This is a genomic window from Streptomyces sp. NPDC046805 (genome assembly GCF_040645355.1).
Lineage (GTDB): Bacteria > Actinomycetota > Actinomycetes > Streptomycetales > Streptomycetaceae > Streptomyces.
Genome location: NZ_JBEYYC010000008.1, coordinates 113808 through 129713, shown reverse-complemented (window position 1 = coordinate 129713; position 15906 = coordinate 113808). Strand labels below are relative to the sequence as shown.

Annotated in this window: 12 protein-coding genes; 7 read left to right on the top strand and 5 right to left on the bottom strand. The window is 68.4% G+C overall.

Annotated elements, in window-relative coordinates; translation table 11 throughout:
* The first annotated feature begins 5 nt into the window (after positions 1-5).
* On the top strand, positions 6-311 hold the full coding sequence (locus ABZ910_RS11430; RefSeq protein WP_361362034.1) for a hypothetical protein: 306 nt from the start codon (positions 6-8) through the stop codon (positions 309-311).
* Here the strand turns inward: ABZ910_RS11430 and ABZ910_RS11425 are convergent.
* The 4 genes from ABZ910_RS11425 to ABZ910_RS11410 are packed head-to-tail and all read right to left on the bottom strand — an operon-like array spanning position 292 to position 4159.
* Entirely contained in the window at positions 292-1062 is a 771-nt protein-coding gene (locus ABZ910_RS11425; RefSeq protein WP_361362032.1) for a succinate dehydrogenase/fumarate reductase iron-sulfur subunit, read from the bottom strand. The genes ABZ910_RS11430 and ABZ910_RS11425 overlap by 20 nt on opposite strands.
* Positions 1059-3002, bottom strand: a complete 1944-nt coding sequence (locus tag ABZ910_RS11420; protein ID WP_361362030.1) for a fumarate reductase/succinate dehydrogenase flavoprotein subunit — start codon at positions 3000-3002, stop codon at positions 1059-1061. The genes ABZ910_RS11425 and ABZ910_RS11420 overlap by 4 nt, the downstream gene beginning before the upstream one ends.
* 18 nt (positions 3003-3020) lie before the next feature.
* Entirely contained in the window at positions 3021-3842 is an 822-nt protein-coding gene (locus ABZ910_RS11415; protein WP_361362028.1) for a hypothetical protein, read from the bottom strand.
* 26 nt (positions 3843-3868) lie between these two features.
* Positions 3869-4159 (bottom strand): hypothetical protein, encoded by a 291-nt coding sequence (locus ABZ910_RS11410; protein ID WP_361362026.1) that lies wholly within the window; start codon positions 4157-4159, stop codon positions 3869-3871.
* 346 nt (positions 4160-4505) lie between these two features.
* On the opposite strand from ABZ910_RS11410, the gene ABZ910_RS11405 reads away from it, so the two are divergent.
* From ABZ910_RS11405 to ABZ910_RS11380, 6 genes are all read left to right on the top strand, one after another.
* On the top strand, positions 4506-6737 hold the full coding sequence (locus ABZ910_RS11405) for an ABC transporter family substrate-binding protein (RefSeq protein WP_361362024.1): 2232 nt from the start codon (positions 4506-4508) through the stop codon (positions 6735-6737).
* Positions 6738-6876: 139 nt separating this feature from the next.
* A complete protein-coding gene (typA, locus tag ABZ910_RS11400) occupies positions 6877-8784 on the top strand; it encodes a translational GTPase TypA (RefSeq protein WP_361362022.1) in 1908 nt (635 codons plus the stop codon).
* Positions 8785-9397: 613 nt separating this feature from the next.
* Positions 9398-10429: an ABC transporter permease gene (locus tag ABZ910_RS11395; RefSeq protein WP_361362020.1), complete on the top strand. Its 1032-nt coding sequence runs from the start codon at positions 9398-9400 to the stop codon at positions 10427-10429.
* A gap of 140 nt (positions 10430-10569) precedes the next feature.
* The gene (locus ABZ910_RS11390) at positions 10570-12378 is read left to right on the top strand and encodes an ABC transporter substrate-binding protein (RefSeq protein ID WP_361362018.1); all 1809 of its coding nucleotides are present in this window, start codon (positions 10570-10572) and stop codon (positions 12376-12378) included.
* A gap of 94 nt (positions 12379-12472) precedes the next feature.
* Positions 12473-13453, top strand: a complete 981-nt coding sequence (locus tag ABZ910_RS11385; protein ID WP_361362016.1) for an ABC transporter permease — start codon at positions 12473-12475, stop codon at positions 13451-13453.
* 19 nt (positions 13454-13472) lie between these two features.
* Positions 13473-14537 (top strand): ABC transporter ATP-binding protein, encoded by a 1065-nt coding sequence (locus tag ABZ910_RS11380; RefSeq protein WP_361362014.1) that lies wholly within the window; start codon positions 13473-13475, stop codon positions 14535-14537.
* Between the two features lie 45 nt (positions 14538-14582).
* Here the strand turns inward: ABZ910_RS11380 and ABZ910_RS11375 are convergent, their stop codons facing one another.
* Positions 14583-15773, bottom strand: a complete 1191-nt coding sequence (locus ABZ910_RS11375) for an RNA-guided endonuclease TnpB family protein (RefSeq protein WP_361362012.1) — start codon at positions 15771-15773, stop codon at positions 14583-14585.
* Positions 15774-15906 lie beyond the last annotated feature (133 nt).

Genomic DNA, 15906 nt, shown 5'->3' with positions numbered 1-15906 from the left:
TCGCCATGCACATATTCCTGGTGGTGGCGGCCGTGCTGGCCGTCGCTGTGTACGCGGCGGCCGGTGTCGCCGCCGTCGCGGCGGGCTGGATGCCGCCGTTGGCCCGTCGCAACGTCGTGCGGGCGCGGCTCTGGGGCTACGGGGCGCTGCTGAGCGCGTTCGGGCTGGGCCTGTACCTCTTCCTGGGCCCGCTCGAGCACCACATGTTCAATGCCGTCCCGGTCATCGGGTGGTGCGTGTGGATGGGCGGGATGGTGATGTCGAGCTGGGCCCAGCGCCCCGGCCGCGACGCTAGGAGGAACGCCTCCTGATCTTCGACCCGAGCCACACCAGCGGGTCGTACTTGCGGTCGACGGCCCGTTCCTTCAAGGGGATCAGCGCGTTGTCCGTGATCCTGATGCCCTCGGGGCACACCTCCGTACAGCACTTGGTGATGTTGCAGTAGCCGAGTCCGTGGTCGTCCTGGGCCGTTGTCCTGCGGTCCAGGCCGGTCTCCGCGGCCGCGTCCAGCGGATGCATGTCCAGCTCCGCGATCCGCATCAGGAAGCGCGGCCCCGCGAACGCCTTCTTGTTCTCCTCGTGGTCACGCACGACATGGCACGTGTCCTGGCACAGGAAGCACTCGATGCACTTGCGGAACTCCTGCGAGCGGTCCACGTCCTCCTGCATCATGCGGTACTCGCCCGGACCGAGATCGGCGGGCGGCACGAAGGACGGAACCTCCCTGGCCTTCTGGTAGTTGAAGCCGACGTCGGTCACCAGATCGCGGATCACCGGGAACGCGCGCAGCGGCGTGACCGTGATCGTCTCGTCCCGGTCGAACACCGACATCCGCGTCATGCACATCAGCCGTGGGCGCCCGTTGATCTCCGCGGAGCACGAACCGCACTTGCCCGCCTTGCAGTTCCAGCGCACGGCGAGATCGGGCGCCTGGGTGGCCTGGAGGCGGTGGATGATGTCGAGCACCACCTCGCCGTCGTTGACCTCGACCTCGAAGTCCTCCAGGCCGCCGCCCTCGACGTCACCCCGCCACACCTTGAAGCGGGCCTCGTAGCTGCTCACTCGTAGAGCTCCTCTTCGGCGAGGTACTTGACCAGCTCCTCCTTCTCGAAGAGGTTGAGCAGGTCGGGGCGGATGGGTTCGGTGGTCTCGCGGGTGAGCCTGATCTGGCCGCGGACGGGGTCCGTCGCCGCCAGCCCGCCGGTGGGGTCGGCGAGCGCGCACAGCAGGTTGACGTTGCGCCAGTCGCGGTCCATCGCCGGGTGGTCCTCGCGGGTGTGCCCGCCGCGCGACTCCGTGCGCTCCAGGGCGGCACGGGCCACGCACTCGCTGACCAGCAGCATGTTCCGCAGGTCGAGGGCGAGATGCCAGCCCGGGTTGAACTGGCGGTGGCCCTCGACTCCGGCCCGCCGCGCCCGTACGCGCAGGCCGGCGAGCTTCTCCAGGGCCTGCGCCATCTCGCCCTCGCGGCGGATGATGCCGACCAGGTCGTTCATGGTCTGCTGGAGTTCCTGGTGGAGGGTGTACGGGTTCTCCGGCGGGCGTCCCTCCTCCTCGGCCGCGGTCGGCCCCTCGGCCGAGAACGGCCGCAGCGCCTCCGCCGCCGCCGTGTCGATCTGGGTGTCGTCGACGGCGGGGCGGTCGTCCGCGAGCCCCGTCGCGTACTCGGCCGCGTGCCAGCCCGCCCGGCGCCCGAACACCAGCAGGTCGGAGAGCGAGTTGCCGCCCAGCCGGTTCGAGCCGTGCATGCCGCCCGCGACCTCGCCGGCCGCGTACAGGCCGGGCACCCTGCGGGCCGCCGCCGTGTCGGAGTCGACCGCGATGCCGCCCATCACGTAGTGGCAGGTCGGCCCGACCTCCATCGCCTCGGCCGTGATGTCGACGTCCGCCAGCTCCTTGAACTGGTGGTACATGGACGGCAGCCGGCGCCGGATGACCTCGGCGGGCATACGCGTCGACACGTCGAGGAAGACGCCGCCGTGCGGGGAGCCGCGGCCCGCCTTCACCTCGGCGTTGATCGCGCGGGCCACCTCGTCACGGGGGAGCAGCTCCGGGGGACGCCGGTTGTTGTCCGGGTCGTCGTACCAGCGGTCGCCCTCCTCCTCGGACTCGGCGTACTTCTCCTTGAAGACGTCCGGGACGTAGTCGAACATGAACCGCTTGCCCTCGGAGTTGCGCAGCACGCCGCCGTCGCCGCGCACCGACTCCGTGACCAGGATGCCCTTCACCGACGGCGGCCAGACCATGCCCGTCGGGTGGAACTGCACGAACTCCATGTTCAGCAGGGGCGCGCCCGCGAGCAGTGCCAGAGCGTGGCCGTCTCCCGTGTACTCCCACGAGTTCGACGTCACCTTGAACGACTTGCCGATCCCGCCCGTCGCGATCACGACCGCGGGCGCCTCCAGGACGAAGAAGCGGCCCGACTCGCGCTCGTACGCGAAGACCCCGGAAACGCGGCCGTCGTCCTTGAGGACCCGGGTGACCGTGCACTCCTGGAAGATCTTCAGGCGGGACTCGTAGTCCCCGGTCTCCTCGAAGTCCTCCTGCTGGAGCGCCACGATCTTCTGCTGGAGCGTGCGGATCAGTTCGAGGCCGGTACGGTCACCGACGTGCGCGAGGCGCGGGTACTCGTGGCCGCCGAAGTTGCGCTGCGAGATCTTCCCGTCCTTCGTACGGTCGAACAGCGCGCCCCAGGTCTCCAGCTCCCACACCCGGTCCGGGGCCTCGCGCGCGTGCAGCTCGGCCATGCGCCACTGGTTGAGGAACTTGCCGCCGCGCATGGTGTCGCGGAAGTGCACCTGCCAGTTGTCGTGCTCGTTGACGTTGGCCATCGCGGCCGCGATGCCGCCCTCGGCCATCACCGTGTGCGCCTTGCCGAACAGCGACTTGCAGATCACGGCCGTACGCGCGCCCCGCTCCCGCGCCTCGATGGCGGCGCGCAGCCCGGCGCCGCCGGCGCCGACCACGACGACGTCCCACTCCTGTCGGTCGACCACGGACATCAGAAGGTCCCACCCAATCTAGAAGAAGCGCGGATCGTCGAAGGCGCCGGACGCGAGCAGGTACACGTAGAAGTCGGCGAGCGCCACGCTCACCAGCGACGCCCAGGCGAGCTGCATGTGGCGCGCGTTGAGCTTCCCGACGTACTGCCACGCCTTGTAGCGCACGGGATGTTTGGAGAAGTGCTTGAGCTTGCCGCCGACGATGTGCCGGCAGGAGTGGCAGGACAGGGTGTACGCCCAGATCAGCACGATGTTGGCCAGGAAGACCAGCGTGCCGAGGCCCATGTGGCCCCACCGGTAGTGCTCGTCGCGGAAGGACAGCACCGTGTCGTAGGTCAGCACGCCGGCGACCAGCAGGGCGGCGTAGAAGAAGTAGCGGTGGACGTTCTGCAGGATCAGCGGGAAGCGGGTCTCGCCGGTGTACGTCTTGTGCGGCTCGGCCACGGCGCAGGCCGGCGGAGACGCCCAGAAGCTGCGGTAGTAGGCCTTGCGGTAGTAGTAGCAGGTCAGCCGGAAGCCGAGCGGGAAGATCAGGATGATGATCGCCGGGGAGATGGCCCACCAGCTGCCGAAGAGGTCGGCGTTGGGGCCCGCGTGCATGGTCCGGCAGTTCTCCGCCAGGCAGGGCGAGTAGAACGGGGAGACGTACGGCGCCGCGTAGTAGTCCGCGTTGGCGAAGGCCCGCCAGGTCGAGTAGACGATGAACGCGAGCAGACCGGCGGCGGTGACGGCCGGGGCCAGCCACCAGCGGTCGGTCCGCAGGTGCGGTGCGGTGATCGCGGCGCGCGTACCGGTGCGTACACCGCCGCTGTTCTGTTGGGGTTCCGTACCAGTGGCCAAAGCAGGACTCCGGTCGGGGGCAGGGGTCAGGGGGCGTGCCGGTCGCGGGCGCCGAGTCCCTCGTCGTCCGAGTCCGTCCACAGGGTGATGTCGTAGGGGGTGTCGGAGATGGTCACGAGATCGGGGCTACGTGGCTGGGTCAGCCTGGGGGCGGCCTCCCGCAGCAGTGCCACGCTCTCGCGCAGGTGATCGGCGTCGGCGCGGACGCGGCGCATCTCCAGTCCGCCGCTCCCGAGCTGTTGCTCCAGGCGGCCGACGGACCGGTACAGCTCGTCGACGCAGCGCTGTACTGACGTCAGGTCGTCGTGCACGGACATGACGTGACCTCTCTTCCGCGAACCTCGTGGTCCAAGGCGGCAACGTTCATGCGCCTGCGAGTGTTGCGCGTCACACGGGCCGATGTGAAGGCATGTGCAGCGATTGGCGGATAGCACTCCTCCGCCGCGCGCCCGTACGCCTCCCCCGCACGCCCGTGCGCGCGCCCTGTGTGCGCCGGGGCGCATGTTGCGCCGCACGAGTGGCTTGGGGGCTCCCGCCGCCGTGTCGCCCCCGCCGGGCGAACCCTTTCCACTTGAGTGGGTCCGTAGATCTGATCAACTCCAAAATACCGCCAAATGTGAACAGAACACACCCACGTCACCGGGCTCCCCGGAGGTAGCAGAGATGTCCCACGACGGTGTCGGATCGCGCGCGGTGCTGCGTGCGGCCGCCTTCCTCACCGCGGGCGCGCTCGTGGTGCCCGTCCTCGCCGGCTGCGGTTCCGACGAAGAGGCGAGCCGCCCGCTGGCCGGACAGGACATCGTGCCCGTGGCCCGCGACAAGGTCGCCGACGGCGGCACTCTGCACTGGGCGGTGGACTCCCTGCCGGAGACCCTGAACACCTTCCAGGCCGACGCCGACGCGGGCACCACCCGGGTCGCCCAGGCCGTCCTGCCGTCGATGTTCCGCCTCGACGCCGGCGGCCGTCCGGTCGCCAACCCCGACTTCCTGGAGAGCGCCAAGGTCGTCGAGACCGAGCCCCGCCAGGTCGTCGTCTACAAGCTCAACCAGCAGGCCGTCTGGAGCGACGGCCGGGAGATCGGCGCCGCCGACTTCGCCGCCCAGTGGCGCGCCCTGTCCGGGAAGGACAGCGCCTACTGGACGGCCCGCAACGCCGGTTACGACCGCATCGCCAAGATCGAACGCGGCGCCAACGACCTGGAGGTCCGGGTCACCTTCGACCGGCCGTACGCCGACTGGAAGTCGCTGTTCTCCCCGCTGTACCCCAAGGACGTCATGGGCACCCCGGACGCCTTCAACGACGGGGCGCGCCGCAAGCTCAGCGTCAGCGCCGGGCCGTTCCAGGTGCAGAAGGTCGACACGGCGGGCAAGAACATCGTCCTCGCCCGCAATCCGCGCTGGTGGGGCCACCCGGCCAAGCTCAGCGAGATCGTGCTGCAGGCCGTGCCCCGCGACAAGCGCGCCGCCGCGCTCGCCGAGGGCACGGTGGAGCTGGCCGACATCGACCCCGACGAGGCCGGGCGCATCGACCTCGCCTCCCAGGGCAAGGGCGCCGACAGCCCCCTCCAGGGCGCCGGGCGCACCTCCGCCAAGAAGCTGCGCTCCTGGGCGCTCGCGCACGGCTTCGCCTCCGACGAGCTCCCCGAGGGCGCGACCACGACGCGCGAGGCCCTCGCGACGTATCTGCGCCGGCAGGACGCCCTGCGCGGCTTCGAGGTCCGCAAGTCCCTGGAGCCCGCCTACACCCAGCTCGCCCTCAACGGCTCCGGGGGTCCGCTCGCCGACGAGCGGGTCCGTCACGCCGTCGCCCGCGCCCTCGACCGCAAGGAGCTCGCCGAGGTCGTCCTGAAGCCGCTCGGCCTGCCCGCCACGCCGCTCGGCAGCCACCTCGCCCTGTCCGGCCAGCCCGACTACGCCGACAGCAGCAGCGCCCTCGGCGGTCAGGACACCGCGGAGGCGCAGGGGCTGCTCGCGGACGCCGGCTGGGTGCCGGGCGGGCCGGTCAAGGCGGAGAAGAAGCCCGAGAAGAAGCCCGAGAAGGGCGCCGGTCCCGACGCGGACAAGGCGAGCGAGCAGCCGCCGTCCGGCGGCGACGACGACGGCACGTACGTCGTCGGCGAGGACGACAAGGCGCCGCGCGAGAGCGACCAGGACCACAAGGCCGACCCCAAGGACCACACGGAGAAGCAGCACTCGAGCGACGAGGGCGGCCGGCACCTCGCGCAGGACGGCAAGCAGTACACCGACAAGCACCCGCCGCAGGGCGGGGCGCCGGGCGCGTACGCCCCGAAGGGCACCGCCGCCCCCGCGGGCGCCCCGGCCGGGCCGCTCGCCAAGGACGGCAAGGCGCTGACGCTGCGCTTCGTGCTGCCCTCGGGCCCCGGCTCGGGGAGCGTGAGCGCCGTCGCCGACAAGATCTCGCGGATGCTGCAGAAGGTCGGCATCCAGACGGAGATCACCAAGGTCCCGGACGACAGCTACTTCAAGGACCACATCGCGGCCGGCCAGTACGACCTCGCGCTGTACTCGTGGCCGTCCACGCCCTTCCCCGCCACCGACGCCCGCCCGATCTACGCCAAGCCGCTCCCGGCCGCCGACGGCTCGCTGAACATCGAGCAGAACTACACCCGCATCGGCACCGACCAGGTCGACCAGCTCTTCGACCAGGCCGTCGCGACGCTCGACGAGGACGAGTCCCGCTCCCTGATCCGCAAGGCCGACTCCCGCATCTGGGCCGCGGCAGGCTCCATCCCGCTCTATCAGCGCCCCCAGCTCACCGGCGCCAGAAAGGACCTGGTCAACGCGGGTGCCTTCGGCTTCCAGACCCCCGTCTACGAGGACATGGGCTTCCTGAAGAAGGGGGTCAAGGTCTCCGCGAGTCCCTCTCCGAGTTGATCTTCCGTGGCCCTGCGGGGGCCGCTTCCCGCGGGGCCACGTAACATGGGGTGAGGCCGTGGCGTGTCAAGCCCGGCAGGGCCCGCGTCAAACGGACGCACGCACAGGCCTTCCTCACACTCCGGGAGTACGTCGCAATATGGCCACGCGCCACGACATTCGCAACGTCGCCATCGTCGCTCACGTCGACCACGGCAAGACGACCATCGTCGACGGCATGCTGAAGCAGGCCGGCGCCTTCGCCGCCCACCAGCTCGACTCCGTCGACGACCGGGTCATGGACTCGAACGACCTGGAGCGTGAGAAGGGCATCACGATCCTCGCCAAGAACACCGCGGTGAAGTACCACCCGAAGGACGGCGGGGAACCGATCACGATCAACATCATCGACACCCCCGGCCACGCCGACTTCGGTGGCGAGGTCGAGCGCGGTCTGTCGATGGTCGACGGTGTCGTGCTGCTCGTCGACGCCTCCGAGGGTCCGCTGCCGCAGACCCGCTTCGTGCTGCGCAAGGCCCTCCAGCAGCGCCTGCCCGTCATCCTGTGCATCAACAAGACGGACCGCCCGGACTCCCGGATCGACGAGGTCGTCAACGAGGCCTACGACCTCTTCCTCGACCTGGACGCCGACGAGGACCAGATCGAGTTCCCGATCGTCTACGCCTGCGGCCGTGACGGCATCGCCTCGCTGACCAAGCCGGAGGACGGCACGGTCCCCGCGGACTCCGACAGCCTGGAGCCGTTCTTCTCCACGATCCTGGAGCACATCCCGGCCCCCACGTACGAGGAGGACGCGCCGCTCCAGGCCCACGTCACCAACCTCGACGCGGACAACTTCCTCGGCCGTATCGCGCTGCTCCGCGTCGAGCAGGGCGAGCTGCGCAAGGGTCAGACCGTCGCCTGGATCAAGCGCGACGGCTCCGTCAGCAACGTGCGCATCACCGAGCTGATGATGACCGAGGCCCTCACCCGCAAGCCCGCCGAGAAGGCCGGCCCGGGCGACATCTGCGCCGTCGCCGGCATCCCCGACATCATGATCGGCGAGACGCTGGCCGACCCGGAGAACCCGGTCGCCCTCCCGCTGATCACGGTCGACGAGCCCGCGATCTCCATGGTCATCGGCACCAACACCTCGCCGCTGGTCGGTCGCGGCGGCACCGGCAAGGGCGCCGACGCCAAGGCGGCGGTCAAGGACCGCAAGGTCACCGCCCGCCAGGTGAAGGACCGCCTCGACCGCGAGCTGATCGGTAACGTCTCGCTCCGCGTCCTCGACACCGAGCGCCCCGACGCCTGGGAGGTGCAGGGCCGCGGTGAGCTGGCGCTGGCCATCCTGGTCGAGCAGATGCGCCGCGAGGGCTTCGAGCTGACCATCGGCAAGCCGCAGGTGGTCACCCGCGAGATCGACGGCAAGGTCCACGAGCCGGTCGAGCGCATGACGATCGACGTGCCCGAGGAGCACATGGGCGCCGTCACGCAGCTCATGGGTGTCCGCAAGGGCCGCATGGACAACATGTCCAACCACGGCTCCGGCTGGGTCCGCATGGAGTTCGTCGTCCCGTCCCGCGGTCTGATCGGCTTCCGTACCGAGTTCCTGACGCAGACCCGCGGCACCGGCATCGGCCACTCGATCCACGAGGGCCACGAGCCGTGGTTCGGCGCGCTGCAGACCCGCAACAACGGCTCCCTGGTCGCCGACCGCTCCGGCGCCGTCACCGCGTTCGCGATGACCAACCTCCAGGAGCGCGGCGTGCTCTTCACGGAGCCGGGCACCGAGGTGTACGAGGGCATGATCGTCGGCGAGAACTCGCGCTCCGACGACATGGACGTCAACATCACCAAGGAGAAGAAGCTCACGAACATGCGGTCGTCGTCGGCCGACTCGTTCGAGGCGATCGTTCCGCCGCGCAAGCTGTCGCTGGAGCAGTCGCTGGAGTTCTGCCGCGACGACGAGTGCGTCGAGGTCACCCCGGAGGCCGTGCGCATCCGCAAGGTGAACCTGGACGCCCGCGAGCGCGCCCGCGCCGCGAGCCGCGCCAAGCACGGCTGACGCTTGGCTGATTCACCGCTGATGCACGGCTGACGTACGGCCTGTAACACAGCACCGGGCCCGGGCGTCCCCATGACGGGGGCACCCGGGCCTTTTGCAACCTGTTTTCGGGGTGACATCGGGTGCCAACTGTCCGACATGCGGAGATCGTCGCCCGATAGCCAGGTAACACGTCCGTTTCGCGCCCTTCACCCCGCAGGTGGTTTGTCCGGATTTTGGAAGATGTACGCGACAGCCGTGACTGAATTGAGATTTAAAGACAGTGGTCGCCACCTGACTCATGGCAGATAGTTAGCCGCGTAGCGCTCGGGTCAATGGGTCTCGCGCCGTGGGGACGGCGCCGACTCACGAGCACCGGGGGGTGTCTGAATCTCCGTCAGGGGTGTCGGAGGAAGCAGACGGGTAACCCCCTCCTGTTGGTGAACACGTGAAGTCATGAGGAGGAACCCCCATGCACGGTGTCACGAACACCAGGCGGGTCATGTCGCCGTCGTCCGTCGGTCGATATCGCGCCGCTTAGCACTGTCGTTCACCTACGCGCGTCCGACTGCGGGTTTCCCGGGTTCCCGGGGGACCGCGGCACTCCTCACCCACACCTGTGAACGGACGAACTGTGACAAGTCCTATCGACACCGCGAGTGGCGGAACATCGGTCCTCATCGACGGCGAACCGGGCCCGAGGCCGAGCGAGGCCGTCAAGCTGGAGGGCCGGTCTCCCGGCCAGTTGATGTGGATCCGCTTCAAGCGCGACCGCACGGGCGTCATATCGGCCTATGTGGTGGGCTTCTACTTCCTCATCGGACTGCTCGCCCCGTTGGTCTCCAAGCTCTACGGCAAGAATCCGTACACGGTCTACGCGGACGAACGCCCCGACCTCTTCGACAGCGCGGGCGTGCCGGTGCAGCCCAACGGCGGGATCAGCAGCGAGTTCTGGTTCGGACTCGAACCCGGCAACGGGTACGACGTCTTCACCAAGCTCATCTACGGCATCCGCACCTCGCTGATGATCTCCATTGCGGTCACGCTCGTGGTCGTGGTGACCGGCATCCTGCTGGGTGTCGCGGCCGGCTACATCGGCGGCAAGACCGACTTCGCGATCGGCCGGGTGATCGACTTCCTCCTCGCCTTCCCGGCCCAGCTGTTCTTCATCGCGAGCATGCCCGTCGTGGTCTCACTGTTCGTCAGCCCCCGCGACGAGACACCGACTTACGTGCGTGTGGTCGCGCTCATCCTCGTCCAGTGGTTCCTGGGCTGGATGAGTCTCGCCCGCATCCTGCGCGGCACCTCGCTCACGTTGCGGGAGCGGGAGTTCATCGAGGCGGCGAAGGTGAGCGGTGCCTCGCCGTGGCGGATCATCCGCAAGGAGATCCTGCCGAACGTCGTCACACCGCTGCTGGTGCAGTCGACCTATCTGCTGCCCAGCTTCGTGACCGCCGAGGCCGGCCTGTCCTACCTGGGCGTCGGCATCGTCGAACCGACGCCGGACTGGGGGCAGATGTTCTCCAAGGCGTCGACCGAGCTCGTGATGCAGAACGACATCACCTACATGTTCTTCCCCGGCATCTCGATGATCATCTTCATCGTCGCGTTCAACCTGCTCGGGGATTCGGTCCGGGACGCATTCGATCCCAAGACCGCACGCTGACCGGGCAGTTCAACCCTCCTGGCAGTACAACCCCCCACGGCACGTCAACTTCTCCACGGCACGTCAACCCTCCACGGCACCACTTTCTCCACAGCAGTTCTTCCGCACTGGTGACACACAGATGGGTGGGAATCTCAGTGATGAGTAGGGGCGGACGCCACGCATACGGCGCGCTCTCCGTGCTCGCGGCCGGAGCGCTTGTGCTCACCGGCTGCAGCAAGGGCGGCAGCGACGCGGGCGGCAACGACAAGCAGCAGCAGGAGAACGCCAAACGCCAGCAGGCGGCCATCAAGTTCGGCGACGCGGCGGCCTCCACGGGCCCGGCGCCCGACGTGCCCGGCGCCAAGAGCGGCGGCGCGATGGAAGTACTCCAGCGCGACACCTACGCGCACCTCGACCCGGCGCAGATCTACGTCCAGAACGAGATGTCCGTGGCGCAGCTGCTCCACAGAGGCCTCACGGGCTACAAGCCGACCGACAACAAGGGCCAGGGGCACGTGGTCGTCGGCGACCTCGCCACCGACTCCGGCACCACCACCGACGGCGGCAAGACCTGGAAGTACACCCTCAAGGACGGCATCAAGTTCGAGGACGGATCGCCGATCACGTCCAAGGACGTCCGCCAGACCTTCGAGCGGCTCTTCGCGCCCTTCGTCAACCAGGGCCCGACCTACATCCAGCAGTGGCTCGCCGACAAGCCGGGCGCCGGCTACCGCACGCTCCTCAAGGACGGCCCGTACAAGGGCAAGCACCTGCCCGACTCCGTCCTCGAGACGCCCGACGACAAGACCGTCGTCTTCCACTTCAAGACGCCCCACCCCGACCTGCCGTACGCGCTCGCCATGGCGGGCTACTCCGTGGTCTCCGCGAAGGGCGACACCAAGGAGAAGTACGACAAGGCACCGGTGACGACCGGTCCTTACAAGATCCAGTCCTTCAAGTCCGGCAAGTCGATGGTGCTCGTCAAGAACACCAACTGGGACCCGAAGACGGACCCGCTGCGCCACCAGTACGTCGACAAGTTCAACATCACGTTCAACCAGCAGTACGAGACGTCCACCAAGGCGCTCCTCGCGGACAGCGGCGCCGACCAGGCCGGCGTGAGCTTCACCAACCAGATCGACGCGGGCAACCTCTCCAACACCCTCAACGACCCGAAGCTGAAGTCCCGTGTGGTCGGCGGCTACCAGCCCTACGTCGGCCAGATGGACATCAACCTGTCGCGGCCGGAGCTGAAGGACAAGCGGGTCCGCCAGGCCATCGCCTACGCCCTGCCGGTCAGCCCGTTCGTGCGCGCCTACGGCGGCTCGGACGCGATGGAGGTCGCGGGCGGGTTCATCTCCCCGACCGTCACCGGCTACGACCCCGCGTTCGACCCGTTCGGCAAGAAGAAGAAGCCCGCCGGTGACCCGGCCAAGGCCAAGGAACTGCTGAAGCAGGCCGGCAAGGTGGGCATGAAGCTGACCTTCGGCTACATCAACACCAACGAGGGCCAGCAGTACTCCACCGCCATGGCCGTGGGCCTGAAGAAGGCCGGCTTCAACGTCCAGCGCCAGGAGATCCCGGCCGAGACGTACTACGACCAGGTCGGCAAGGTCGACAACAAGTACGACATCTACCACACCGCCTGGGGCGCCGACTGGCCGTCCGGATCGACCGTCATGCCGCCGCTCTACGACGGCCGGCAGATCGCCGACGGTGCGGCGAACTACTCGCACATCAACGACCCGCACGTGAACGGCGAGATCGACCGCATCAGCAAGATCACCGACCCGGCCGCGGCCGGCAAGGCGTGGGAGAAGCTCGACAAGTACATCCTGACGGACATCGTCAACGCCGTCCCGACCGCGTACTACAAGCAGTACCAGATCGCCGGCTCCAAGGTCGGTGGCCTGGCCTACGACGACGTGATCGGCGACATCGACCCGCGTCGCCTGTACGTCAAGTAACCGCCGCCGCTAGCCCGGTACCCGGTACGTCCGTCCGCCCGGACGGAACGCCGGGTGCCGGGCCGCCCGCCGACGTCAGAGAGCTGCCCCTGTCATGCTGCGCTTCCTCGTCCGCCGGTCCCTCGGCGCCGTCGTCATTCTCTTCCTGCTGAGCATCGTCACGTTTCTGCTGTTCTTCGGGATGCCGCGCGACCCGGCCCTGCTGATGTGCGGCAAGACCTGCAACCCGGACAGCCTCGCCAACATCCATCACGTGCTCGGCCTCGACAAGTCCATCCCCGAGCAGTACTGGATCTTCCTGCACAACCTGGTCCTCGGCAGCAGCCAGTTCGCCCAGGGCCCCTGCCCCGCCCCCTGCTTCGGGTACTCGTACCACACGAACGAGCAGGTCTGGGCCACGCTGATGGACCGCCTGCCCACCACCGTCTCGCTGACCCTCGGCGGCGCCGTCTGCTTTCTCCTCGTCGGCCTCGGCACCGGGCTGCTCGCCGCATGGCGACGCGGCACGCTGATCGACAAGACGGCCACCGCGGGCGCCATGGTGATCAGCTCGATGCAGATCTACTTCCTCGGCCCCCTGGCCCTGGCGATCCTCGTCTACCAGACCCACTGGTTCGACAAACCCGCCTACAACGACCTGACCAGCAACCCGGTCACCTGGTTCAGCGGGCTGATCATCCCGTGGGCCGTCCTCTCCACGATCTTCGCCGCGCAGTACACGCGTATGTCCCGCTCGTCGATGATCGAACAGCTCCAGGAGGAACACGTCCGCACCGCCCGCGCCAAGGGCATGTCCCGGCGGTACGTCTTCTTCCGCTACGCCTGGCGCGGCTCGCTCATCCCCATCGTCACCATCTTCGGCATCGACCTCGGGTCCCTGCTCGGCGGCGCCATCATCACGGAGTACACCTTCAGCCTGCCGGGCCTCGGCAATCTGGCCGTCCAGTCGGTGATCTTCAGCGATCTGCCGCTGCTGCTCGGCGTGATGCTGTTCTCCGCGACCATGATCCTGCTCTTCAACATCATCGTCGACGCCTGCTACGCCTTCATCGACCCGCGCGTGCGGCTGGCCTAGGCCGTCTGAGGAGACCGTCGTGACCACTTTGACCAAGGAGGCCGGAGCCCCCTCGCCGGCCGACGCGGGCACCCTGCTCTCCGTGCGGGACCTGCACGTCAGCTTCAAGACCGAGGACGGGATCGTCCGGGCCGTGGACGGCCTCTCCTTCGACCTGGAGCGCGGCAGGACGCTGGGCATCGTGGGGGAGTCGGGGTCCGGTAAGTCGGTCACCAACCTGACCATCCTGGGCCTGCACAACCCCATGTTCACCACGGTCGAGGGCGAAATCCTGCTCGACGGACAGGAGTTGACCACCGCCCGGGAGGCCGAGCTGGAGAGGATCCGCGGCAACAAGGCCGCCATGATCTTCCAGGACCCGCTGACCGCGCTGTCGCCGTACTACACCGTCGGCCGTCAGATCGCCGAGCCGTTCATGAAGCACACCGGCGCCTCCAAGCGCGCGGCGTGGGACCGGGCGGTGGAGATGCTCGCCAAGGTGGGCATCCCCCACCCCAAGGAACGGGCCAAGGACTACCCGCACCAGTTCTCCGGCGGCATGCGCCAGCGCGCGATGATCGCCATGGCGCTGGTGTGCGACCCCGACCTGCTGATCGCGGACGAGCCGACGACGGCGCTGGACGTGACCGTCCAGGCCCAGATCCTGGACCTGCTCAAGGACCTCCAGCAGGAGTTCGGCTCGGGCATCGTCTTCATCACCCACGACCTCGGCGTGATCGCCGACATGGCCGACGACATCATGGTGATGTACGCGGGCAGCGCGGTGGAGCGCGGCACGGTCGACGAGGTGCTGCGCTCGCCCCAGCACCCGTACACCTGGGGCCTGCTGAACTCCATGCCGCGCCTCGACTCCGACCTCGCCGCCCCGCTCACCCCGATCCCCGGCAGCCCGCCCTCGCTCCTCACGCCCCCGTCGGGCTGTCGCTTTCATCCCCGCTGCACCTTCCAGGACCGCGTCGAGGGCCGGGGGCGCTGTGTGGACGAGCGGCCCGTGCTCGCCCCGGACCGCGCTTCGGCGTGCCACCTCACGGCGGAGCAGAAGCGGACCATCTTCATCGAAGAGATCAAGCCCAGCCTGGGCTAGGAGGACATGCCTTGACTTCCTCCCCCTCCTGAAGGAGGGGGATTCCTACGGCTCGCGCCGTTGGGTTTCCTGCTTCGTCGCCGACTGCCCGCCCGGAGTTCTCCGTTGAGGTCTTACACCAGCTCCACAGGCTGTCACCGCCAGCCCGGCGGCCAGAAGGTTCTGTGCCGCGTTCACGTCCCGGTCGTGGGTCGTGCCGCAGTCACACGTCCAGGTGCGGACGTTGAGCAGCATCCCGACCTGCAAGGTGCCACAGTGGGAGCACAGCTTGGACGAGGGGAAGAAGCGGTCCACGGCCACGACGTCCCGCCCGTACCAGGCGGCCTTGTACTCCAGCATGGTGCGGAACTCCGCCCACGCGGCATCGGAGATGGCGCGGGCGAGCATGTGGTTCTTGACCATGTTGCGTACGGTCAGGTCCTCGATCACGAGCGTTTGGTTTTCGCGCACGAGTCGAGTGGTCAGCTTGTGCAGGCCGTCCCGCCTGCGATCGGCGATCCGAGCGTGGATTTTCGCCACGCGCCGCCCGGCCTTGGCCCGGTTCGCGGACCCCTTGGCCTTGCGAGCATGGTCGCGCTGGGCCTTGGCGAGGCGGGCGCGGTCGCGGCGTTCGTGACGGGGGTTGGCGACCTTCTCCCCGGTGGACAGGGTGAGCAGGTGGTCCAGGCCGACGTCGATACCCACGGCCGTGTCCGTCGCGGGAAGTGGCTGGACAGCCGGGTCGTCGCACAGCATCGACACGAACCAGCGGCCCGCCGCGTCCCGGGACACGGTCACCGTCGACGGTGTACTGCCCTCGGGCAGGGGGCGGGACCAGACGATGTCCAGCGGTTCGGTCATCTTCGCCAGCGTGACCCGGCCGTCCCGGAAGCGGAAGGCGGAGCTGGTGTACTCCGCCGAGGCGCGGGACTTCTTCTTCGACTTGAAGCGGGGGTACTTGGCCCGCTTGGCGAAGAAGTTCGTGAATGCGCCTTGCAGGTGGCGCAGTGCCTGCTGGAGCGGCACCGACGACACCTCGTTGAGGAAGGCCAGTTCCTCAGTCTTCTTCCAGGCCGCCAGCATCGCCGACGTGGCGTTGTAGTTGACCCGTTCCTGTCGCGCCCATGCCTCGGTACGGGCCGCGAGGGCCATGTTGTAGACCTTCCGCACGCATCCGAAGGTGCGCGACAGCTCGGCTGCCTGCGCGTCCGTCGGATAGAAGCGGTACTTGAACGCCCGCTTCACGTGAATGGCCACGACTCACACGGTAGCCCGTCAGTTTGTGACCCGCCGGTTCGTGAAATGAGACGCCGTTTCACCTGGGGGGCGACCCGGTCCTGCTCCGCAGGAGTTCGTTTCCTCCCCTGGCTGAAGCCGGGGGTATCCACGA

What these genes read in the sequence shown, in the direction of transcription:
- ABZ910_RS11430 (WP_361362034.1), top strand. Translation starts at nt 6, where the DNA reads ATGCACATATTCCTGGTGGTGGCGGCCGTGCTGGCCGTCGCTGTGTAC.
- ABZ910_RS11420 (WP_361362030.1), bottom strand. Translation starts at nt 3,002, where the DNA reads ATGTCCGTGGTCGACCGACAGGAGTGGGACGTCGTCGTGGTCGGCGCC.
- ABZ910_RS11410 (WP_361362026.1), bottom strand. Translation starts at nt 4,159, where the DNA reads ATGTCCGTGCACGACGACCTGACGTCAGTACAGCGCTGCGTCGACGAG.
- ABZ910_RS11405 (WP_361362024.1), top strand. Translation starts at nt 4,506, where the DNA reads ATGTCCCACGACGGTGTCGGATCGCGCGCGGTGCTGCGTGCGGCCGCC.
- typA (WP_361362022.1), top strand. Translation starts at nt 6,877, where the DNA reads ATGGCCACGCGCCACGACATTCGCAACGTCGCCATCGTCGCTCACGTC.
- ABZ910_RS11390 (WP_361362018.1), top strand. Translation starts at nt 10,570, where the DNA reads ATGAGTAGGGGCGGACGCCACGCATACGGCGCGCTCTCCGTGCTCGCG.
- ABZ910_RS11385 (WP_361362016.1), top strand. Translation starts at nt 12,473, where the DNA reads ATGCTGCGCTTCCTCGTCCGCCGGTCCCTCGGCGCCGTCGTCATTCTC.